At 66.9% G+C, this 21,502-nt stretch carries 17 protein-coding genes and 2 tRNA genes; 15 read left to right on the top strand and 4 right to left on the bottom strand.

From position 1 onward, the window contains the following. Positions 1 to 49 precede the first annotated feature (49 nt). Both ACXJKM_RS14375 and ACXJKM_RS14370 read right to left on the bottom strand, forming a co-directional pair. Positions 50 to 1,420, bottom strand: coding sequence for an esterase-like activity of phytase family protein (locus ACXJKM_RS14375; protein WP_457353156.1), 1,371 nt, complete (start codon positions 1,418 to 1,420; stop codon positions 50 to 52). 143 nt (positions 1,421 to 1,563) lie between these two features. After that, entirely contained in the window at positions 1,564 to 1,866 is a 303-nt protein-coding gene (locus ACXJKM_RS14370; RefSeq protein WP_056201431.1) for a c-type cytochrome, read from the bottom strand. Between the two features lie 59 nt (positions 1,867 to 1,925). Here ACXJKM_RS14370 and ACXJKM_RS14365 point away from each other — a divergent pair, with 59 nt between their 5' ends. Then, positions 1,926 to 2,186 (top strand): TIGR04438 family Trp-rich protein, encoded by a 261-nt coding sequence (locus tag ACXJKM_RS14365; protein ID WP_056201434.1) that lies wholly within the window; start codon positions 1,926 to 1,928, stop codon positions 2,184 to 2,186. Between the two features lie 230 nt (positions 2,187 to 2,416). On the opposite strand, the gene ilvD is transcribed toward ACXJKM_RS14365, so the two are convergent. Further along, complete coding sequence (gene ilvD, locus ACXJKM_RS14360; protein ID WP_457353154.1) at positions 2,417 to 4,096, bottom strand: dihydroxy-acid dehydratase; 1,680 nt, start codon at positions 4,094 to 4,096, stop codon at positions 2,417 to 2,419. Between the two features lie 91 nt (positions 4,097 to 4,187). On the opposite strand from ilvD, the gene ACXJKM_RS14355 reads away from it, so the two are divergent. The 6 genes from ACXJKM_RS14355 (at position 4,188) to ACXJKM_RS14330 (ending at position 7,913) form a co-directional block, all read left to right on the top strand. Then, entirely contained in the window at positions 4,188 to 5,042 is an 855-nt protein-coding gene (locus ACXJKM_RS14355) for a LysR family transcriptional regulator (protein ID WP_457353152.1), read from the top strand. Positions 5,043 to 5,118: 76 nt separating this feature from the next. Continuing rightward, positions 5,119 to 6,090, top strand: a complete 972-nt coding sequence (locus ACXJKM_RS14350; protein ID WP_457353150.1) for a tetratricopeptide repeat protein — start codon at positions 5,119 to 5,121, stop codon at positions 6,088 to 6,090. 55 nt (positions 6,091 to 6,145) lie between these two features. Then, positions 6,146 to 6,961 carry a prolipoprotein diacylglyceryl transferase gene (lgt, locus tag ACXJKM_RS14345; RefSeq protein ID WP_457353148.1) on the top strand — a complete coding sequence of 272 codons (816 nt, stop codon included), beginning with the start codon at positions 6,146 to 6,148 and terminating at the stop codon, positions 6,959 to 6,961. Position 6,962: 1 nt separating this feature from the next. After that, positions 6,963 to 7,691, top strand: a complete 729-nt coding sequence (gene dnaQ, locus ACXJKM_RS14340; RefSeq protein ID WP_457353146.1) for a DNA polymerase III subunit epsilon — start codon at positions 6,963 to 6,965, stop codon at positions 7,689 to 7,691. A 34-nt stretch (positions 7,692 to 7,725) separates the two neighbouring features. Continuing rightward, positions 7,726 to 7,800: transfer RNA gene (locus ACXJKM_RS14335), tRNA-Val, on the top strand. Between the two features lie 38 nt (positions 7,801 to 7,838). After that, positions 7,839 to 7,913 (top strand) — tRNA-Val (locus ACXJKM_RS14330). A 198-nt stretch (positions 7,914 to 8,111) separates the two neighbouring features. On the opposite strand, the gene ACXJKM_RS14325 is transcribed toward ACXJKM_RS14330, so the two are convergent. Then, positions 8,112 to 8,321, bottom strand: a complete 210-nt coding sequence (locus ACXJKM_RS14325; protein ID WP_235532046.1) for a hypothetical protein — start codon at positions 8,319 to 8,321, stop codon at positions 8,112 to 8,114. A gap of 284 nt (positions 8,322 to 8,605) precedes the next feature. Between ACXJKM_RS14325 and aceE the strand changes: the two genes are divergently transcribed. The 8 genes from aceE to ACXJKM_RS14285 are packed head-to-tail and all read left to right on the top strand — an operon-like array spanning position 8,606 to position 21,495. After that, positions 8,606 to 11,278, top strand: a complete 2,673-nt coding sequence (gene aceE / locus ACXJKM_RS14320; protein WP_457353144.1) for a pyruvate dehydrogenase (acetyl-transferring), homodimeric type — start codon at positions 8,606 to 8,608, stop codon at positions 11,276 to 11,278. A gap of 8 nt (positions 11,279 to 11,286) precedes the next feature. Further along, entirely contained in the window at positions 11,287 to 12,897 is a 1,611-nt protein-coding gene (aceF, locus tag ACXJKM_RS14315; RefSeq protein WP_457353142.1) for a dihydrolipoyllysine-residue acetyltransferase, read from the top strand. 16 nt (positions 12,898 to 12,913) lie between these two features. After that, positions 12,914 to 14,668: a dihydrolipoyl dehydrogenase gene (lpdA, locus tag ACXJKM_RS14310; RefSeq protein ID WP_457353140.1), complete on the top strand. Its 1,755-nt coding sequence runs from the start codon at positions 12,914 to 12,916 to the stop codon at positions 14,666 to 14,668. A gap of 3 nt (positions 14,669 to 14,671) precedes the next feature. Further along, entirely contained in the window at positions 14,672 to 15,460 is a 789-nt protein-coding gene (locus ACXJKM_RS14305; protein ID WP_457353138.1) for an alpha/beta fold hydrolase, read from the top strand. Between the two features lie 36 nt (positions 15,461 to 15,496). Beyond that, a complete protein-coding gene (locus ACXJKM_RS14300) occupies positions 15,497 to 17,794 on the top strand; it encodes an NADP-dependent malic enzyme (protein ID WP_457353136.1) in 2,298 nt (765 codons plus the stop codon). Positions 17,795 to 17,801: 7 nt separating this feature from the next. After that, positions 17,802 to 18,734 (top strand): lipoyl synthase, encoded by a 933-nt coding sequence (gene lipA, locus ACXJKM_RS14295; RefSeq protein WP_457353134.1) that lies wholly within the window; start codon positions 17,802 to 17,804, stop codon positions 18,732 to 18,734. Positions 18,735 to 18,784: 50 nt separating this feature from the next. Next, positions 18,785 to 20,128 (top strand): dicarboxylate/amino acid:cation symporter, encoded by a 1,344-nt coding sequence (locus ACXJKM_RS14290; RefSeq protein ID WP_457353132.1) that lies wholly within the window; start codon positions 18,785 to 18,787, stop codon positions 20,126 to 20,128. A 32-nt stretch (positions 20,129 to 20,160) separates the two neighbouring features. Next, positions 20,161 to 21,495 carry an NAD(P)/FAD-dependent oxidoreductase gene (locus tag ACXJKM_RS14285; RefSeq protein WP_457353130.1) on the top strand — a complete coding sequence of 445 codons (1,335 nt, stop codon included), beginning with the start codon at positions 20,161 to 20,163 and terminating at the stop codon, positions 21,493 to 21,495. Positions 21,496 to 21,502: the final 7 nt, after the last annotated feature.

Below are 21,502 nucleotides of genomic sequence, written 5' to 3'. Positions count from 1 at the left end.
GCGCAAGTTTCGCATCGGCGGGCTGTGGCCGCGAGGGCCTTTGCCCGGCTCAGCGGCGACGCCGCAGCTTCAGAGCCAGCAGACCCAGGCCACCCAACGACAGGGCTACGCTGCCCGGTTCCGGCACGGCCGACACATTGAGCGCCTGGTCGAGGTGGATCTTCAGGAACTCGGTGTTGTCCGAACCCAGGTTGCGGCCGCCCGTGCCGGGGTAGTTGTTGTCATTGGCGACCAGCAGGGTGTGGGCGTCCAGGATGAGCACACTCTCGATGGTCGTGAACGGAAAGGTGAAGGCGCTGCTGCCGTCGCCGTTCAGATCATGCGGGTCGGCGATGTTCATCAGGTCGATGACCTCGCTCTTGACGAGGTTGCCGCTGCCGTCCAACTGGTTCAGGTCGACCTTGAAGATCTTCTTGAACGGCGTGCCCCCGCTGGTGGCCGTAGCGCCGTTGCGCTCGATGATGAGGAACTCGTGGTCGTTGATGGCCGTCATGTCACCGATGTTGGTGCCGGCGCCGTCGAGCTTGTAGTTCCATTGCTGGCCGGTGTAGCTCTCGGTGCCCACATCGAAGGCGTTGATGCGCAGCGTCTTCGCCGGGTCGCCCGTGACCGTGCCTTCCAGTAGTGTGTAGAGGCGGTCGCCGTTCGGGTTGATGGCCATGCCTTCGAAGCCGTTGGAGCGGCCCAGCGTCGCGCCAATGGTGCCGTTGACGACCGCCTCGTTCTGCGGCGACGCCACGCCCAGCATGCCGATCTCGCGGCGCAGCACTTCGCCCTTGGCATTGGTCTTGACCAGATAGGGCCCGAACTCGTCGCCGAACCACAGGTTGCCGTTCCTGTCCTTGCGCACCGATTCGATGTCCAGGTCGGCGCCGGTCAGCTGGCGGCCGCTGCGGATGCTGGGGTCGACCAGCGGGTTGGCTGCCGTGTTGTAGTAGCGCGTGTAGTCGGCCTGGATCTTCAGCGACAGCAACTGGTTTGGATCGGACAGCGTGATGTAGCTGCCTGCCGTGAAGCCGCCCATRCTGGCGCCGCTGTTGAAGTTGGCGGCCGAAACCGTACCGGTGCCGCCCGTGGCCGTCTTGAAGTTGGGTGTGACGGCGTACATGCGCAGCAGTGCGTCGGCCGAGTTTTCCTTGGCGCCGAAGCCGTTGTCGGGCATGAAGAGGTAGGTGCCAGCGGCAGGGCCGGCCAGTACGGCGGAGAAACCTTGCACGGATTGCTTGTTCAGCAGCGGCAGCGAGTTACCTCCGGCGCCGCTGGCGAACTGGCCGGTGGTCGGACCTTCGGCGAAGGTGTTGGCCGGCATCAGGGCCCAGCCTTCCAGCGTGGCCGAGGCGGCCTGGGCAGTGCTGGCGGCGAACAGGGCAAGGACGGCCGTCGCGAGCGCGGCGGGCTTCAGTGGGCAAATGGAGTTCATGGGCGATGCCGTGGCTGCGCGCAGAACAGCCTGCGCGGCGCGGATTCTTGGCAGCCGCCGTGACGCGCCAGTGACGCGTTGCACCACCGTCCCCAAAAGCAGAGCAGGCCCCGCAGGGCCTGTTTACAGAAGGGGTGACGGCCTTACTTGACCGTCAACACCCACTTGGCCAGCGTCTCGGCCTCGGCCGGGCTGACCTGGGTGTTGGCTGGCATGGGCACGGGGCCCCAGACGCCGGAACCGCCCTTCTGGATCTTCTCGGCCAGCTTCTTGTAGGCGTCCTTGTCCTTGGCGTACTTGGCCGCCACGTCCTTGTAGGCCGGGCCGACGAGCTTCTTGTCCAGCGCATGGCAGGCCATGCAGTTCTTTTTCTGCGCCAGCTCCTGGGTGGCGAAGGCGGCGGGAGCGACGACGAGGGCGAGGCTGAGGATCAAAGCATTCTTCATGCGAACCTTTCGGGGCGTTGGACTACAGTGGTTGCAAAGATACCTGAAGGAGAGCCCGCATGGGTTTCGTGTTGATCGGCGTGCTCTTGATCGTGCTGCGGCTCGGCGGCTGGGTGCAGTTCCACAAGGACGACTTCTGGGCCTGGATCATCGTGCTGTCGCCTTTTGTGCTCGCTGCTGTCTGGTGGGCCTGGGCAGATTCCAGCGGTCTGACGCAGAAGAAGGCGATGAACGCGCTGGACGCCAAGAAGGCGGCCCGGCGCGAGGAACTGATGGAAGGGCTGGGGCAGGGCAAGCCCGGGGCGAAGAAGAAGCGCTGACGTGCCCCTCGCCCCAGCCTCGCGCCGCTGAACGCGGGCGAGCCTGGTCGGTCTTGCAGACCGCGCAGCCGACGGAGCGGCTGCTCTTCGGCAGGCACGACAAGTCCACAGGACTTGCCGTGTCCGGCCTCAGCCCCCCGGGGGGACGGCGATGCTTGCCGGATTGACCGGCAAGCACATCGCCATGGCGGGCCGGCTAGGGAGCGGCCCGGCGCTCGGCCCGGAACCCCTCACTCAAACTTGTCCAAAACCGCACCCGAACTCGCGCTCGAAGCGTTCTTCGCAAATTTGGCCAACACGCCCCGCGTGTAGCGCGGCTTCGGCTGCACCCACGCCGCGCGGCGCTTGGCCAGCTCGTCGTCGCCGACATTGAGGTTCAGCACCAGTTGATGGGCGTCGATGGTGATGGAGTCGCCCTCCTGCACCAGCGCGATGACGCCGCCTTCATAGGCCTCCGGCGCCACGTGGCCGACCACCATGCCCCAGGTGCCCCCCGAGAAGCGGCCGTCGGTGATGAGGCCCACGCTYTCGCCSAGGCCCTGGCCGATCAGCGCGCCGGTGGGGGCCAGCATCTCCGGCATGCCGGGGCCGCCCTTGGGGCCGAGGTAGCGCAGCACCATGACGTCGCCGGCCACGATCTTGTTGGCCATGATGGCGGCCAGCGCGCTCTGTTCGTCATCGAAGACCCGCGCCGGGCCCGTCATCACGGGCGTCTTGAGGCCGGTGATCTTGGCCACGCAGCCTTCGGGCGAGAGATTGCCTCGCAGGATGGCCAGGTGGCCTTCGGCGTAGATGGGCTTGGCGACGGGCTGGATGACATCCTGCTCGGCGCTCAGCACCGGCACATCGGCCAGGTTCTCGGCCACGGTCTTGCCGGTGATGGTGATGCAGTCGCCATGCAGCAGGCCGGCGGCCAGCAATTCCTTCATGACCGCTGGCACGCCGCCGGCCTTGTGCAGGTCCACGGCCAGGTATTTGCCGCTGGGCTTGAGGTTGCACAGCACCGGGATCTTCTTGCGCATGCGCTCGAAGTCGTCGATGGTCCAGTCCACCTCGGCCGCGTGGGCGATGGCCAGGAAGTGCAGCACCGCGTTGGTTGAACCGCCCGTGGCCATGATGACGGCGACGGCGTTCTCGATGGCCTTTTTGGTGACGATGTCGCGCGGCTTCAGGTCGGCCTTGACGGCCTCCACCAGGCAGTCGGCCGCCAGCTTGACGTTCTCGACCACCTCGTCCTCGACGTTGGACATGCTGGAGGAGTAGGGCAGGCTCATGCCCAGGGCCTCGAAGGCCGAGCTCATGGTGTTGGCCGTGTACATGCCGCCGCAGGAGCCGCTGCCGGGGATGGCGCGCTTCTCGATCTGGCAGAAATCTTCCTCGCTCATCTTGCCGGCGCTGAACTGGCCCACGGCCTCGAAGACGCTGACGATGTTGAGGTCCTGGCCCTTGTAGTGGCCGGGCTTGATGGTGCCGCCGTAGATGTAGATGGCCGGCACATTGGCGCGCAGCATGCCCATCATGCCGCCGGGCATGTTCTTGTCGCAGCCGCCGATGACCATCACGCCGTCCAGCCACTGGCCGCCCACGCAGGTCTCCACGCAGTCGGAGATGACCTCGCGCGACACCAGGCTGTACTTCATGCCCTCGGTGCCCATGGCCATGCCGTCGGAGATGGTCGGCGTGCCGAACAGCTGGGCGTTGGCGCCGGCGGCCTTGAGGCCGATGACGGCGGCGTCGGCGAGCTTTTGCAGGCCGGAGTTGCAGGGCGTGATGGTCGAGTGGCCGTTGGCGATGCCGATCATCGGCTTGCCGAAGTCGCTCTCCTGGTAGCCCATGCCGTAGTACATGGAACGGTTGGGGGCACGGGCCACGCCCTCGGTGATGTTCTTGCTGCGGCGGTTGAAGCTCATGGCGATTTCCTCGTGAAGCCGGCAGTGTGGCGCGCCTCGGTTTGCTTTTCAAATATATTGTTCACTCTGAATTGATATGCGTGGTGAATCAATGATCGAGCTGCGCCCCCTCCAGCAATTCCTCGCCGTGGCCGAACTGCTGCACTTCGGCCGCGCTGCGGAGCGCCTGCACATGAGCCAGCCGCCGCTGACCCAGGCCGTGCGCAAGCTGGAGGTCCAGCTCGGCGTGCAGCTCTTCGAGCGCAGCAGCCGCAGCGTGCGACTGACGCCGGCGGGAGCGGCGCTGCAGGCGTCGGCGCGCAAGCTGCTGCTTGAGGCCGCAGCGCTGCCGGCCGAGGTGAGGGCGGTTGCCGACGGCCTGGCCGGCCGGTTGCGGCTGGCCTTTGTGTCGACGGTCGGCTTTGGCGGCCTGCCGCAATGGCTGCGCTCGTTTCGCGAGGCCTGCCCGCAGGTGGCCCTGGCGCTGCGCGAAGCGACGCTGGACGTGCAGCTGCGCGAGTTCGAGGCCGGCAGCATCGACGCCGGCTTCGTCATCCACACGCCGGGCGCCGCGCCGGCTGGCTTCCAGCGCCTGTCCATCGGCGTCGAGCCGCTGGTGCTGGCCCTGCCCAGCAGCGATGAAACACCCACAGACCTCCAATGCCGCGCGGCGCCGCTGGTGATCTTTCCGCGCGAGGTGGCGCCGTCGCTCTACGACGCCATCCTGGCCCACCACGGTGCGGCTGGCGTGGCCCAGGAGGCCATCCAGATGCAGACCATCGTCAACCTCGTGTCCGCCGCCATCGGCGTGGCCTGGGTGCCGGCCAGCCTGCAGGGCCTGCAACGGGCCGGCGTGACCTACCGGGCCTTGCCCGGTGCACCGCAGGTCGAGACCAGCCTGATCTGGCGCGCCGACGCGCCGCCCGTCGTCGCGCGCTTCGTCGAGCACGTCACCCACCATGCCTGAAGTCACGCCGGGCAAACCCGAGCATCCAAGGGTCAACCCGAGGCGTTCAATGCTCGCCCTTCAGGAGCCCCTTCGCATGAACCTTCGTTTGCTTCCCCTCGCGCTGGCCATGATCGCCGGCGCCGCCCAGGCCGATCTGCTCAAGGACCCGCAATGGCAGGCGTGGCTCGATGCCGGCAAGACTGCCGACCTCGCGCGCGCCGCCAAGGCCAAGGGCGACGACGACCAGGCTGCCGTGGCCCTCGCCCTGGCCGCCGTCGACGACAACGACGCCGCGCGCCTGGAAGCCAGCCTGCCGGCGCTGCAGGCCTGCACCGACAAGCGCCCCCAGGCTGTCTGCAGCTATGCGCTGGGCCGCGTCTACGGCCAGCAGGCCATGACCGCCAGCGTATTCAAGATGCCCGGCCTGGCGACCAAGACCAAGGAGCAGTTCGCCAAGGCGGTCGAGCTGGACCCGCAGCTCTTCGAGGCGCGCAGCGGCCTGACACAGTTCTATCTGATGGCACCGGGCTTTGCCGGCGGCAGCGTGCCCAAGGCCAAGGAGCTGGCCGCGGAGGTGCAGTCGCGCCAGCCTGAGCAGGCCAAGGTGTTGCGCGCCATGCTCGCCATGAACGACAAGGACTGGGCCGGCGCCGAGCGCGAGCTGGCCAGCGCCAAGCCAGGCGACGACCGCACGGTGGCACGCGAGCTGCGCGGTCAGTGGACGCGCCTGGGTTTCGAGTTCATGGAACAGAAGAACCTGCCCAAGGCCCGCGGCGTGTTCGAGGCGTTGCAGCGCGACTATCCCGGCCACGCCGCCGGTCCCTATGGCCTGGGCCGTGTGCTGACGGAGCAGGGCCAGCTCGATGAAGCCGTCAAGGCCTTCGAGCGCGCGCGGGCCCTGGAAGGTGCGGAGCGCATGCCCATCGACCATCGCCTGGGCCAGGCCCTGATCGCCAAGGGCGACAAGGCTGGTGCCAGGGCGGCGCTCGAGCGCTTCGTGCAGAACAAGCGCGCCAATCCGCGCAACGTCGACGAGGCGAAGAAACTGCTGGCCGGCCTGGCTTGACAGGGCAGGGCGGTGCGCTGGCTATGATGCCGGCCGCTCTTCTTCCCATCGGGCCATGCTGRTTCATCCTCAGTTCGACCCCATCGCCGTCCACATCGGTTCCGGCGGCATCCATTGGTATGGCATCACCTACCTGATCGCCTTTGGCCTCTTCCTGTGGCTGGCTACGCTGCGCTCGCGCATGCCCCAGCACGCAGCCGTGGGCTGGACCAAGCGGGACGTGGACGACGTGCTGTTCTACGGCGTGCTGGGCGTCGTGCTGGGCGGGCGGCTGGGCTACTGCTTCTTCTACAAGCCCGGCTACTACATCAACCACCTGACCGAGATCATCCGGGTCTGGGATGGCGGCATGTCCTTCCACGGCGGCCTGCTGGGGGTGTTGTTCGGCCTGTGGTTGTTCGGGCGTCGCCGCGGCCGCAGCTTCTTCGAGGTGTCCGACCTGATCGCGCCCTGCGTGCCCACGGGCATCGTCTCGGTGCGCCTGGGCAATTTCATCAATGGCGAGCTGTGGGGGCGTGCCGCGCCGGCCGATCTGCCCTGGGCCATGGTCTTCCCGCAGGCCAATGACGGCGGCATTGCCCGTCATCCCTCCCAGCTCTACCAGGCGGCCGGCGAAGGCCTCGTGCTCTTCATCATCCTGTGGTTCTATGCCCGCAAGCCGCGCGCGACCGGCCAGATCTCGGGCGTCTTCATGATGGGCTATGGCGTACTGCGTTTCGTGGCCGAATACTTTCGCGAGCCTGATGATTTCCTCGGCCTGCGCGCGCTGAACTGGAGCCAGGGGCAGTGGCTGAGTCTGCCAATGGTCATCGTTGGTGCCGCCATCTTTGCCTGGGCCACCAAGCGCAATCAAAGGCCGGTCCAAGGTTGACATGAGACAGATCTTCTTCGACACCGAAACCACCGGCCTGGAGGCCGACAAGGGCGACCGCGTCATCGAGGTCGGCTGCGTCGAAATGGTCAACCGCCAGCTCACCGGCAACCACCTGCACCTCTACATCAACCCGGAGCGCGCCAGCCACGAGGACGCGCTGCGGGTGCACGGGCTGACCGAGGCCTTCCTGTCGGACAAGCCCAAGTTCGCCGAGATCGTCGACCAACTGCTGGCCTTCCTGGCCGGCGCCGAGCTGGTCATTCACAACGCGCCGTTTGACATCGGCTTCATCAATGCCGAGCTCAAGCGCCTGAAGCGCGGCGTGCTGACCGACCATGTGGGCGGCGTGCGCGACACGCTGCTGATGGCGCGCGACCTCTTTCCCGGCAAGGCCAATTCGCTGGACGCGTTGTGCCGCCGTCTCGAGGTCGACAACACCAAGCGCGTGCTGCACGGCGCGCTGCTGGACGCCGAACTGCTGGCCGACGTCTACATCCGCCTGACGCGTGGCCAGGACGCGCTGTTGATGGACGAGCATGGCGACAACGCCAGCGGCGACAGCCACGCCGCCATCGAGGCCGTGGACCTGTGCCGCTTCGTGCTGCCGGTGCTGCACGCCAGCGAAGCCGAGGCCGCGGCGCATGAGAAATTGCTTGCCGACCTCGACAAGGCCGCCGGTGGCGCCTGCAAGTGGCGAGTGCTGGAGCCCGCTCAACCCATGGCATAATCGCGGGCTTCGCGGAAGTCGAGATTCGCTTTCGGGGCGGTTAGCTCAGGGGTAGAGCACCACATTCACACTGTGGGGGTCGCAGGTTCGAAACCTGCACCGCCCACCAAGACTCTTGGAGTTGCGGTGGATTCAGTTTTCAGGATTGGGCGGTTAGCTCAGGGGTAGAGCACCACATTCACACTGTGGGGGTCGCAGGTTCGAAACCTGCACCGCCCACCAATCAAGGACTCAAGGAAGCCGGCTGCGTGCCGGCTTTTGCTTTTCCAGCTCTGTGTATTGAGCACCACCTTGACATGGTGGGGGTCGTTGGTTCGAATCCAATCGCGCGTACCAAATTCGGTAGGTAGAACAAGCACTTAGCGGCGATGCCAGGTGCTTTTTCTTGTGCGCTCAGCATGAGCACACTCTTGCGGGTGACTACGCTGCCGAGAAGCGTGAGGCGTGGGCTCTGATTGGCGTGAGACTTGAGTCGATCATGGGCGAGTCATCGTAAGCGCTCATGCGGTACACGCCGTCAGTGCCGAGCGCGTGTTGAACACCGTGCGAGCCAGCGACACAGTTGCGCGGGTCGGCGGTGACGAATTCGTTGTTCTGCCGTCGGGAATCGCCGATGAGGACGGTGGACATGGACCTGGGATCCAGCCCGAGACGCCGTCCCCAGCGCTTTGGATTGGACTGCAACATCAAGCTCCAGGGTTTGCGCGCACAGAGCAGCCCGGCGGACCGGGCTGAGCAACTGGGCAAATGCCGGATATCCAATGCCGCGACGCTGTTGGATCGGGCGAATCTATTTCGAATCAAAGACTTAAGTAGATGCTTCGTGCAAAGGGCGCACTGGCACGCCCGTTGCTATTTCCGGAGGCCGGCCGCATTCACGGATGCGAGACACGGCGGACAAAACCGGAGACAGCATGAGCACCATGGGCGATACCGACCCCGTCGAAACGGGCGAGTGGGTCGATGCATTGAGCGCGGTCCAGCAGCACCGCGGTGGCGAGCGCAGCAACTTTCTTCTCAACCGGCTTGTCGACCAAGGCCGGCGGGACGGCGTCTATGTGCCGCGCTCCCTGACCACGGCCTACTGCAACACCATCCCGCCGGAGCGCGAGGAGAAGAGCACCGGTGACCGAGCGATCGAGCACCGGCTGCGCTCCATCATTCGCTGGAACGCGATGGCGATCATCCTGCGGGCCAACAAGGATTCGTCCGAGCTGGGCGGCCACATCGCCAGCTTCCAGTCCGCGGCCACGCTCTACGACATCGGCTTTGGCCACTTCTGGCATGCCGCGACCGACACCCATGGCGGCGACCTGCTGTTCATCCAGGGCCACAGCTCGCCGGGCATCTATGCGCGCGCCTTTCTTGAGGGCCGGTTGACCGAGGCGCAGCTGCTCAACTACCGGCAGGAGACCGACGGGGAGGGCATCCCGTCCTATCCGCATCCGTGGCTGATGCCGGACTTCTGGCAGTTCCCCACCGTGTCGATGGGCCTGGGCCCGCTGATGGCCATCTACCAGGCGCGCTTCCTCAAGTACCTGCATGGCCGGGGCCTGGCCGACACGGCGCCGCGCAAGGTCTGGGCCTTCATGGGCGACGGCGAGATGGACGAGCCCGAATCGCTGGGCGCGATCTCGCTGGCGGGCCGCGAGAACCTGGACAACCTGGTCTTCGTCATCAACTGCAATCTGCAGCGCCTGGACGGCCCGGTGCGCGGCAACGGCAAGATCGTGCAGGAGCTTGAAAGCGTGTTCCGCGGCGCTGGTTGGAACGTCATCAAGGTGCTGTGGGGCAGTGGCTGGGACGCACTGCTGGCCAAGGACAAGAGCGGCAAGCTGTTGGAGCGCATGGAGGAATGCGTCGACGGCGAGTACCAGGACTTCAAGAGCAAGAGCGGCGCCTATGTGCGCGAGCATTTCTTCGGCAAGTACGAGGAGACGCGGGCCCTGGTGGCCGACATGAGCGACGACGAGATCTGGGGCCTGACGCGAGGCGGGCATGACCCGGTCAAGGTCTTTGCCGCCTACGCTGCTGCGGTCAAGCACACCGGCCAGCCGACGCTGATCCTGCCCAAGACGGTCAAGGGCTATGGCATGGGCGAGTCGGGCGAGGGCCAGATGATTGCGCACCAGGCCAAGAAGATGACCCAGGACGCGCTGCGCGGTTTCCGCGACCGCTTCCAGATCCCGGTCTCCGATGAAGACCTGCCCAACATCCCCTTCATCAAGCTGGCCGAAGACAGCCCGGAGATGAAGTACCTGCGTTCCCGGCGCGAGGCGCTGGGCGGTTATCTGCCGCAGCGGCGGCAGAAGTCCGCCGCGCTGGAGATCCCGCCGCTGGCCAGCTTTCAGCGCCTGCTGGACAGCAGCGGCGAGCGCGAGATCAGCACGACGATGGCCTTCGTGCAGATGCTGGGCACGCTCGTGCGTGACAAGCAGATCGGCAAGCACGTCGTGCCCATCGTGCCCGACGAGTCGCGCACCTTTGGCATGGAGGGCATGTTCCGGCAACTGGGCATCTGGTCGTCGCTGGGCCAGCTCTACAAGCCGCAGGACGCCGACCAGCTGATGTACTACCGCGAGTCCAAGGACGGGCAGGTGCTGCAGGAGGGCATCAACGAGGGCGGGGCGATGTCGAGCTGGATCGTCGCGGCCACCTCGTACAGCACGAACAACGTGCCGATGATCCCGTTCTACATCTACTACTCGATGTTCGGCCTGCAGCGGGTGGGCGACCTGGCCTGGCTGGCCGGCGACATCCGTGCCCGCGGCTTCCTGCTCGGCGGCACCGCCGGCCGCACGACGCTCAACGGTGAAGGCCTGCAGCACGAGGACGGCCACAGCCACATCCTGGCCGGCACCATCCCCAACTGCATCAGCTACGACCCGACCTTCGCCTACGAGGTGGTGACCATCATCCGCGACGGCATGCGCCGCATGTATGCCGAGCAGGAGGACGTGTATTACTACGTCACCCTGATGAACGAGAACTACCCGCACCCCGGCATGCCCGAGGGCAGCGAGGCGGGCATCCTGAAGGGCCTCTACCAGCTCAGCGACGGCGGCAAGACGGCGAAGAAGGGTTTGCGCGTGCAACTGATGGGCAGCGGCACCATCCTGCGCGAGGTGATGGCCGCGGCCGAGCTGCTGAAGAGCGACTTCGGCGTCACCGCCGATGTCTGGAGCGCCACCAGCTACAACGAGCTGCGCCGCGACGGCATGGCGGTCGAACGCTGGAACCGCCTGCATCCGACGTCAGCCCCGCGCCTGAGCCATGTGGAGCAATGCCTTGTTGGCCACGACGGCCCGGTGATCGCGGCTACCGACTACATGCGCAACTACGCTGACCAGGTGCGTGAGCAGGTGCAGGCCGCCGGTCGGCGCTACACCGTGCTTGGCACCGACGGCTTCGGCCGCAGCGACTACCGGCGCAAGCTGCGCCGCTTCTTCGAAGTCGACCGCTGGCATGTGGCCGTGGCGGCGCTGAAGGCGCTGGCCGATGACGGCGTGATCAAGCCGGCCGTCGTGGCCGAGGCAATCAGCAAGTACGGCCTCGACGCCGAGCGTGCGGCCCCCTGGACTGTGTGAGGCGCGACATGAGCAATCTGATCGATATCAAGGTGCCCGACATCGGCGACTTCAAAGACGTGCCGGTGATCGAAATCTTCGTCAAGGTCGGCGACGTGGTGAAGGCCGAAGACCCGCTGCTTTCGCTGGAGTCCGACAAGGCGACGATGGACGTGCCGGCGCCGCGTGGCGGCAAGGTGCAGGCCATCAGCGTGCAGGTCGGCGACAAGGTCGGCGAGGGCAGCGTGATCATGGTCTTCGAAGGCGAGGGTGCCGCTGCCCCAGCCGCAGCGGCTGAACCGGCCAAGCCCAGCGTCGTCGCGCCGCCGTCCGCCGTCAGCGCACCGGCCGGTGTGGCCGACGTGCGTGTGCCCGACATCGGCGACTTCAAGGACGTGCCGGTCATCGAGATCTTCGTGAAGGTCGGCGACACGGTGAAGGCCGAGGACCCGCTGGTCTCGCTGGAGTCCGACAAGGCGACGATGGACGTGCCGGCGCCGCTGTCGGGCGTCGTCAAGGCCATCACGGTCAACGTCGGCGACAAGGTCAGCGAAGGATCGGTGATCCTGTCGCTCGTCACGGGTGATGCCACCGCGGCGCCGCCGGCGGCCGCGGCGGTTGCGGCCGCGACTGGCGCAGGCGCTACGGCCGCACCGGCTGCGGCATCTGCAAGCACTGGCGCAGGCGTCGACGAAACCGCCTTTGCGCTGGCCTATGCCGGCCCGGCCGTGCGCAAGCTGGCACGCGAGCTGGGCGTCAACCTCGGCCATGTCAAAGGCAGCGGCGACCACGGGCGCATCCTGCGCGAGGACGTGCAGGCCTTTGCCAAAGGCGGCGGCGCGGCAGCGGCGGCTGCAGCCCCTGCGGCCAAGCCGGCGCCGGCGGCGGCTTCTTCTGGCGGCGGCCTGGACCTGCTGCCCTGGCCCAAGGTCGATTTCGCCAAGTTCGGCCCGGTCGAGCGCAAGGAGATGTCGCGCATCAAGAAGATCTCGGGCGCCAACCTGCACCGCAACTGGGTCGTCATCCCGCATGTCACCACGCATGACGAGGCCGACATCACCGACCTCGAGCAGTTCCGCGTGCAGATGAACAAGGAGCTGGAGAAGAGCGGCGTCAAGATCAGCATGCTGCCCTTCATGATGAAGGCGGCGGTCGCGGCACTGAAGAAGTTCCCCGAGTTCAACGCCAGCCTCGACGGCGACGCGTTGGTGATGAAGAACTACTGGCACATCGGCTTCGCGGCCGACACGCCCAACGGGCTGATGGTGCCGGTCATCCGCGACGTCGACAAGAAGACCGTGCCGCAGATCGCCACCGAGATGGGCGAGCTGGCCAAGCTGGCGCGCGACGGCAAGTTGAAGCCCGACCAGATGCAGGGCGGCACGTTCACGATCAGCTCGTTGGGCGGCATCGGTGGCATCTACTTCACGCCCATCATCAATGCGCCCGAGGTGGCCATCATGGGCGTCTGCAAGAGCTACTGGAAGCAGCACTCCAGCGACGGCAAGAACGCCAGCTGGCGGCTGACCCTGCCGCTGTCGTTGTCCTGGGACCACCGCGTCATTGACGGCGCGGCGGCCGCACGCTTCAACGTCCATTTCGCCAACGTGCTCGCCGATCTGCGGCGCGTGCTGTTCTGAACTGAAGGGAAATCCGATGACTCAATTGCTTGAAGTCAAGGTTCCCGACATCGGGGACTTCAAGGACGTCGCCATCATCGAGCTGCTGGTCAAGCCCGGCGAGGTGATCGCCGTGGAGACGGCACTGATCATGGTCGAGTCCGACAAGGCCTCGATGGAGATCCCGTCCACCCACGCCGGCACGGTGAAGGAGCTGAAGGTCAAGCTGGGCGATAAGGTCAGCGAAGGCTCGGTGATCCTGGTCATCGAGGCGGCGGGAGCGGTGGCAAGCGCGCCTGCTCCGGCCCCGGCTGCACCAGCTCCTGCGCCCAAGGCATCGGCGACGGCGCCTGCCGCCGGCAGCTTCGCCGGCAAGGCCGATGTCGAGTGCGAAGTGCTCGTGCTCGGTGCCGGCCCTGGTGGCTACTCGGCTGCCTTCCGCAGCGCCGACATCGGCATGAAGACCGTCCTCGTCGAGCGCTATGCCACGCTGGGCGGTGTCTGCCTGAATGTCGGCTGCATCCCGTCCAAGGCGCTGCTGCACACGGCCAGCGTGATGGACGAGGTGAAGTCGCTCGGCCGCCACGGCATCAAGTTCGCCGCGCCGGAGATCGACATCGATGCATTGCGCGGCTTCAAGGACGGCGTTGTCAAGAAGCTCACCGGCGGCCTGGCCGGCATGGCCAAGGCGCGCAAGGTCGAGGTCGTCACCGGCGTCGGCAGCTTTCTCGACCCGCACCACGTGGAGGTGCTGGCCGCCGACGGCAAGAAGACCGTCGTCCGCTTCGCCAAGGCCATCATTGCCGCCGGCTCGCAGGCGGTGAAGCTGCCCTTCATGCCGGAGGACGAGCGCGTCGTCGACTCGACCGGCGCGCTGCTGCTGAAGGGCATCCCCAAGCGCATGTTGGTGATCGGCGGCGGCATCATCGGCCTGGAGATGGCCACCGTCTATTCGACGCTGGGCACCCGCATCGATGTGGTCGAGATGCTGGACGGGCTGATGCAAGGCGCTGACCGCGACCTGGTCAAGGTGTGGGAGAAGTTCAACGCGCCGCGTTTCGACAACGTGATGCTGAAGACCAAGACGGTCGGTGCCAAGGTGGTCAAGGCCGGCATCGAAGTCAGCTTCGAAGGCGAGAAGGCACCCAAGGAACCGCAGGTCTATGACCTGGTGCTGGTCGCCGTCGGCCGCAGCCCGAACGGCAAGAAGATCGCCGCCGACAAGGCCGGCGTGGCGGTCACGGACCGCGGCTTCATCGACGTCGACAAGCAGATGCGCACGAACGTGCCGCACATCTTTGCCATCGGCGACATCGTTGGCCAGCCCATGCTGGCGCACAAGGCGGTCCACGAGGCGCATGTGGCGGCCGAGGTGGCGCATGGCGAGCCGGCCTTCTTCGACGCGCGGCAGATCCCGTCGGTGGCCTACACCGACCCCGAGGTCGCCTGGGCCGGCAAGACCGAGGAGCAGTGCAAGGCCGAAGGGCTGAAGGTCGGCAAGGCCGTGTTCCCCTGGGCCGCCTCGGGCCGCGCCATCGCCAATGGCCGCGACGAGGGCTTCACCAAGCTGCTGTTCGATGAAGCCACCCACCGCRTCGTCGGCGGCGGCATCGTCGGCACCCATGCCGGCGACCTGATCGGCGAGGTCTGCCTGGCCATCGAGATGGGCTGCGAGCCGGCCGACATCGGCAAGACCATCCACCCGCACCCGACCTTGGGCGAGTCCATCGGCATGGCGGCCGAGGTCTTCGAAGGCCATTGCACCGACCTGCCGCCGCAGAAGAAGAAATAGCCGATGGCACTCGCTCTCTCCTTCGAGACCGTCGGCAGCGGCCCGCCGCTGCTGGTGCTGCACGGGCTGTTCGGCTCCAGCAGCAATTGGCGCGGTATTGCGCGGCAACTTGCCGCGACTCACACCGTCATCACTGTCGACCTGCGCAACCACGGCGCCTCGCCCTGGGCGGATGCGATGGGCTATGTCGAGATGGCCAACGATGTGTTGCAGCTGATTGACCGCCTGGGCCTGAAGGCGCCAGCCGTGATGGGCCACAGCATGGGCGGCAAGACGGCGATGGCCCTGGCCCTGCGGCATCCGCAGCGGGTCGGCCGCCTGCTGGTGGTCGACATCGCACCGGTTGTCTATGCCGACCAGCAGACACCTTTCGCCGATGCGATGCGCGGTGCCGATGTGATCGCCGCCGTCAGCCGCGCCGAGGTGCAGGGGCGTTTGCAGCAGGCAGTTTCAGACCCCGGCGTCGTGCCCTTCCTGATGCAGAACTTGGTGATGCATAACGCCCACTTCGACTGGCGCATCAATCTGATGGGCATCAGCGCCGCGATGCCGCAGTTGTGTGGCTTCCCGAGCGAGCTGCTGGGGGCGAGCTATGCCGGCCCGCTGACCGTGATTGCCGGCCGGGATTCCGACTACGTCGTGCAGCTGGACGGGGCCGCGTTCCGGCCGATGTTCCCGCGTGTCGAAGTGCAGGTCGTCGAAGGCGCCGGCCACTGGGTGCATGCCGACCAGCCCGCCGCCTTCGTGGCCTGCGTCCGGCATGCCTTGCGCGAAGCCGCGCCCGTTGCCTGAACCGAAGCCATCCGCAAAGAACGACAGGAGACCGCCATGACCGACAAGCTGCGCGAGGCCGCGCTCGATTACCACCGCTACCCGACGCCGGGAAAGATCTCAGTCACGCCGACCAAGGCGATGGCCACGGCGCGCGATCTGTCGCTGGCCTATTCGCCCGGCGTGGCCGATGCCTGCATGGCCATCGTCGACGACCCGCAGGAGGTCGGCAACCTGACGGCGCGCAGCAACCTGGTCGCCGTCATCACCAACGGCACCGCGGTGCTGGGCCTGGGCAATATCGGCCCGCTGGCGAGCAAGCCGGTGATGGAAGGCAAGGGCTGCCTGTTCAAGAAGTTCGCCGGTATCGACGTGTTCGACATCGAGTTGGCCGAGAACGACCCCGACGCGCTGATCGACACCATCGCGCGGATGGAGCCCACCTTTGGCGGCATCAACCTGGAGGACATCAAGGCGCCCGAGTGCTTCTACATCGAGACCAAGCTGCGCGAGCGCATGAAGATCCCGGTCTTCCACGACGACCAGCACGGCACGGCCATCGTCGCGGCGGCGGCCATCCTGAATGCGCTCAAGCATGTCGGCAAGAACATCGCCGAGGTCAAGCTGGTGGCGTCCGGTGCCGGCGCGGCGGCGCTGGCCTGCCTGGACCTGGCCGTCAGCCTGGGCCTGAAGATAGAGAACATCTTCGTCAGCGATGCCAAGGGCCTGGTCTACATGGGCCGCGCCGAAGGCATGGACCCGAACAAGGCCCGCTATGCGCGCGACACCGGCGCCCGCACGTTGGCCGAGGTGATCCCCGGGGCCGACATCTTCCTGGGCCTGTCGGCGGGCGGCGTGCTCAAGCCCGAGATGGTCAAGACGATGGCGCGCGACCCAATCATCCTGGCGATGGCCAACCCGACGCCGGAGATCATGCCGGAGGAGGCGCTGGCCGTGCGGCCCGACGCCGTCATCGGCACCGGCCGGTCGGACTACCCGAACCAGGTCAACAACGTCCTGTGCTTTCCCTTCATCTTCCGCGGTGCGCTGGACACCGGCGCCACGACCATCAACGAGGCCATGAAGCTGGCCGCCGTGCGCGCCATCGCCGAGCTGGCGCACGCCGAGATCCCCGAGGTGGTGGCCGCGGCCTATGGCGCCGTGGGCCTGCGCTTCGGCCGCGACTACCTGATCCCCAAGCCCTTTGACCCGCGCCTGATCGAGGTGGTGGCGCCGGCCGTGGCGCAGGCCGCGATGGACAGCGGCGTCGCCAGCCGGCCGATTGCCGACATGCCGGCCTACCGCCAGCGCATGTCGCAGTTCGTCTACCAGTCGGGCAGCAGCATGCAGCCGCTGTTCGCGGCGGCCAAGCGCTCCCCCAAACGCGTGGTCTATGCCGAGGGCGAGGACGAGCGCGTGCTGCGCGCCGCCCAGGTCGTGGTGGACGAAGGTCTAGCGCGGCCGTTGCTGCTCGGGCGGCCCGAGGTGATCAAGCAGCGCATCGCCGACTTCGGCCTGCGGCTGGTGCCTGGCGCGGACTGCGAGGTAGTCAACCAGCTCGACCCGGCGGTCTATGGCGACGCGGCGGACGACTACTTCCAGCTGCACCGCCGCGATGGCGTGTCACGCATGGCGGCACGCGCCGACATGCGCAGCCGCGCCACGCTGCTGGCATCGATGCTGGTGCGCCAGGGCCGGGCCGATGCGATGCTGTGCGGCACCTTCGGCAACTACGGCGATCACCTGCGGCATGTGCGCACGGTGATCGGCCTGCACGCAGGCACGCAGACGCTGGCTGCGATGCAGATGCTGATGCTGCCCGGGCGCCAGCTCTTCATCTGCGACACCCATGTCAACCGCGACCCCAGCGCCGAGCAGGTGGCCGAGATCACGCTGATGGCCGCAGAGGCGGTGCGCCGCTTTGGCGTGACGCCCAGCGTGGCCCTGCTGTCGCATTCCAGCTTCGGTGGCTCCGACGCGCCGTCGGCGCTGAAGATGCGCACCGCGCTGGGCCTGATCAAGGCGCGCGAGCCCGGGCTGGCCGTGGAGGGCGAGATGCGCGGCGACGCGGCGCTGTCCAAGACCATCCTGGACCAGGAGTTCCCCGAGTCGGGCCTGGACAGCGAGGCCAATGTGCTGGTGATGCCCAACGTCGATGCGGCCAACATCTCCTACAACCTCTTGCGCATCGCGGCGGGCAACGGCATCACCGTGGGCGGCATCCTGCTGGGTGCCGCGCAGCCGGTGCACATCCTGACGCCCTCTGCCACGGTGCGCCGCATCGTCAACATGACGGCGCTGGCGGTGGCGGATGTCGCCGCGGCTCAGCGTGTCAGCGCACGCAGCCTCGACTGAGACCGGCATGAACGAGCCCCTGATGCAGCGCGGCACGGCCAAGACGGCGCGCATTCCCATCCACGTCGAGGCGACCGCCGCGCTGGCCAAGCCGCCGTGGATACGCGTGCGGCTGTCGCAGGGCGAGAACTTCCGCGAGGTCAAGCGCGTGTTGCGCGAGGGCGGCCTGCACACGGTCTGCGAAGAGGCCGCCTGCCCCAACATCGGCGAGTGCTTCGGCAAGCGCACGGCCACCTTCATGGTGCTGGGCGCCTTGTGCACGCGGCGCTGCCCGTTCTGCGACGTCGCCCACGGCCAGCCCCAGCCGCCGGACCCGCTGGAGCCCGAACGCCTGGCCGACACGGTGGCGGCGCTGGGGCTGAAGTACGTCGTCATCACCAGCGTCGATCGTGACGACCTTCGCGACGGCGGTGCCGCGCATTTCGCCGCCTGCATCCGCGCCGTGCGGCACCGGTCGCCCGCGACCCGCATCGAAGTGCTGACGCCGGACTTCCGCGGCCGGGCGACGATCGCGCTGGACATCCTCGCCGCCGACCCACCGGACGTGATGAACCACAACCTCGAGACCGTGCCGCGCCTGTACCGCCAGGCCCGGCCGGGTGCCGACTACGGCCATTCGCTGCGGCTGCTGCAGTCCTTCAAACAGCGCTGCCCGCAGGTGCCCACCAAGTCCGGCCTGATGCTGGGCCTGGGCGAAACCGATCAGGAAGTGACGGCCGTCATGCACGACCTGCGTGAGCACGGCGTCGAGATGATCACCGTGGGCCAGTACCTGCAGCCGCGGCCCGGCAACCTGGTCGTGCAGCGCTATGTGGAGCCGCAGGCCTTCGAGGCGCTGGCTGCCCGGGCGCGCGCGCTGGGCTTTGTGCACGCGGCCTGCGGGCCGCTGGTGCGGTCGAGTTACCACGCCGACGAGCAGGCGCACGCCGTCGGGCTCTGAGCCCGGCACCGACAAGAACGCCACCGAATACAGATCACCAGGAGACACACGTGGACCACCAACCCGTATCCAAGCCGTTCTACCGCTCGCTCTATTTCCAGGTCATCACCGCCATCGTCATCGGCGTGCTGCTGGGGCACTTCTACCCAGAGACGGGTGCGGGAATGAAACCGCTGGGCGACGGCTTCATCAAGCTGATCAAGATGATCATCGCGCCCATCATCTTCTGCACCGTGGTGGTCGGCATCGCCGGCATGGAGGACATGAAGAAGGTCGGCAAGACCGGCGGCCTGGCCCTGCTGTACTTCGAGGTCGTCAGCAGCATCGCGCTGGTGGTGGGCTTGGTGATCATCAACATCGTGCAGCCCGGCACGGGCATGAACATCGATGTCACGACGCTGGACACCAAGGGCATCGCCGCCTACACCGGGCCGGGCAAGATGGCCACCACCACCGAGTTCCTGCTCAACGTGATCCCGAGCACGGTGGTCGATGCCTTCGCCAAGGGCGAGATCCTGCAGGTGCTGCTGTTCGCGGTGATGTTCGGCTTTGCGTTGCACAAGTTCGGCGGCCGCGGCACGCTGGTGTTCGACTTCATCGAGAAGTTCTCGCACGTGCTGTTCGTCATCGTCGGCTACATCATGAAGGTGGCCCCGATTGGCGCGTTCGGCGCGATGGCCTTCACCATCGGCAAGTACGGCGTGTCCTCGCTGCTGCAGCTGGGCCAGCTGATGGCGACCTTCTATGCCACCTGCCTGTTCTTCATCTTCATCGTGCTCGGCACCATTGCCAGGGTGCACGGCTTCTCGATCTGGAAGTTCATCAAGTACATCAAGGAAGAGCTGCTGATCGTGCTGGGCACCTCGTCSWSCGARTCSGTGCTGCCGCGCATGATGGMSAAGMTGGAGAACCTGGGCGCSAAGAAGTCGGTSGTCGGKCTGGTSATCCCKACCGGCTAYTCGTTCAACCTCGACGGCACSTCSATCTACCTSACGATGGCSGCSGTSTTCATYGCSCAGGCCACCAACACGCCGATGACGCTGACGCAGCAGCTCACGCTGCTGCTGGTGCTGCTGCTCACCTCCAAGGGCGCGGCCGGCGTAACCGGCAGCGGCTTCATCGTGCTGGCGGCCACGCTGTCGGCGGTGGGCCACGTGCCGGTGGCCGGGCTGGCGCTGATCCTGGGCATCGACCGCTTCATGTCCGAAGCCCGCGCGCTGACCAACCTGATCGGCAATGGCGTGGCCACCGTGGTCGTGGCGAAATGGACGAACGACCTGGACGTGCCGCGCATGCAGCGGCTGCTGAACAACGAGAGCACTGCGGAGGCTGAAGAACCCGAGGCCGTGCTGGACAAGTCCGAGGCGCACATGCCGGCTCAGCCGGTGCGTTGAAGCCTCTGCGCATAACCGCCACGGTGAGCAGCATGACCCCTCGCGAACCTGTGCATCGCATCGTCATCGTCGGTGGCGGTGCGGGCGGGCTTGAACTGGCCACGCGGCTGGGCGACACCCTGGGCAAGCGGGGCAGGGCGGAGATCACGCTGATCGACAAGAACCGCACCCATGTCTGGAAGCCCAAGCTGCACGAGATCGCCTCGGGCAGCATGGACCTGAGCGCCCATGAGGTGGACTACCTGGCGCAAGCGCACTGGCACCATTTCCGCTTCAGGATCGGCGAGATGACGGCGCTGGACCGGCAGCGCCGCGAAGTGCGCGTGGGCCCGTACCGGGATGACGAGGGCCGGGAGGTGACGCCTGACCGGGTGTTCGGCTACGACACCCTGGTGCTGGCGCTGGGCAGCCTGAGCAATGACTTCGGCACGCCCGGCGTGGGCGAGCATGCACTGAAGCTGGAGTCCAAGGCCGACGCGCAGCGCTTCCATGCGCGCATGGTGAATGCCTGCATCCGCGCCCATGCCCAGGCCACGCCGCTGCGGCCCGAGCAGTTGCACGTGGCCATCATCGGCGCCGGCGCCACCGGCGTGGAGCTCGCGGCCGAGCTGCACCGCACGACGCGCGAGGTGGTGGCCTACGGGCTGGACCGGGTGGACGCCGACAAGGACATCCAGGTCAACTTGATCGAGGCGGCCGAGCGCGTGCTGCCGGCGTTGCCACCGCGCCTGTCGCAGGCGACCGAGGCCCTGCTCGTCAAGCTTGGCGTGGTGGTCCACACCTCGGCCAAGGTGGCCGAGGTGTTGCCGGACGGCGTGCGCCTGGCCGACGGCCGTGTGCTGCCGGCCGAGCTGGTGGTCTGGGCGGCCGGCGTCAAGGCGGCGGACTTCCTGAAAGACATTGCCGGGCTGGAGACGACTCGCAGCAACCAGCTGCTCGTCCAGCCGACGCTGCAGACCACACGAGATGAAGACATCTTCGTCATCGGCGACTGCGCGGCCTGCGCCTGGCCCGAGGCCAATGGCGGCAAGGGCGGCTGGGTGCCGCCGCGCGCCCAGGCTGCACACCAGCAGGCCTCGCATGTGGCCAGGCAGATCAAGCGCCGGTTGACGGGGCAGCCTTTGCGGCCCTACCAGTACCGGGACTTCGGCTCCCTCGTCTCGCTGGGTGAGTTCAGCACCGTCGGGAACATGATGGGCGGSYTGATTGGYGGCAGCCTGATGATCGAAGGCGCCTTCGCCCGSSTGATGTAYGTGTCGCTCTACAAGATGCATGAACTGGCGCTGCACGGCTTCGCCAAGATGGCCCTCGACACGCTGGCCCGCCTGATCACGCGGCGCACCGAACCGCACGTGAAGCTGCACTGAAAGGGCA

It is taken from the genome of Roseateles sp. P5_D6, assembly GCF_054049415.1.
Note: the sequence above shows the minus strand (reverse complement) of the source record. Positions and strands in the feature narration are given on the sequence as shown.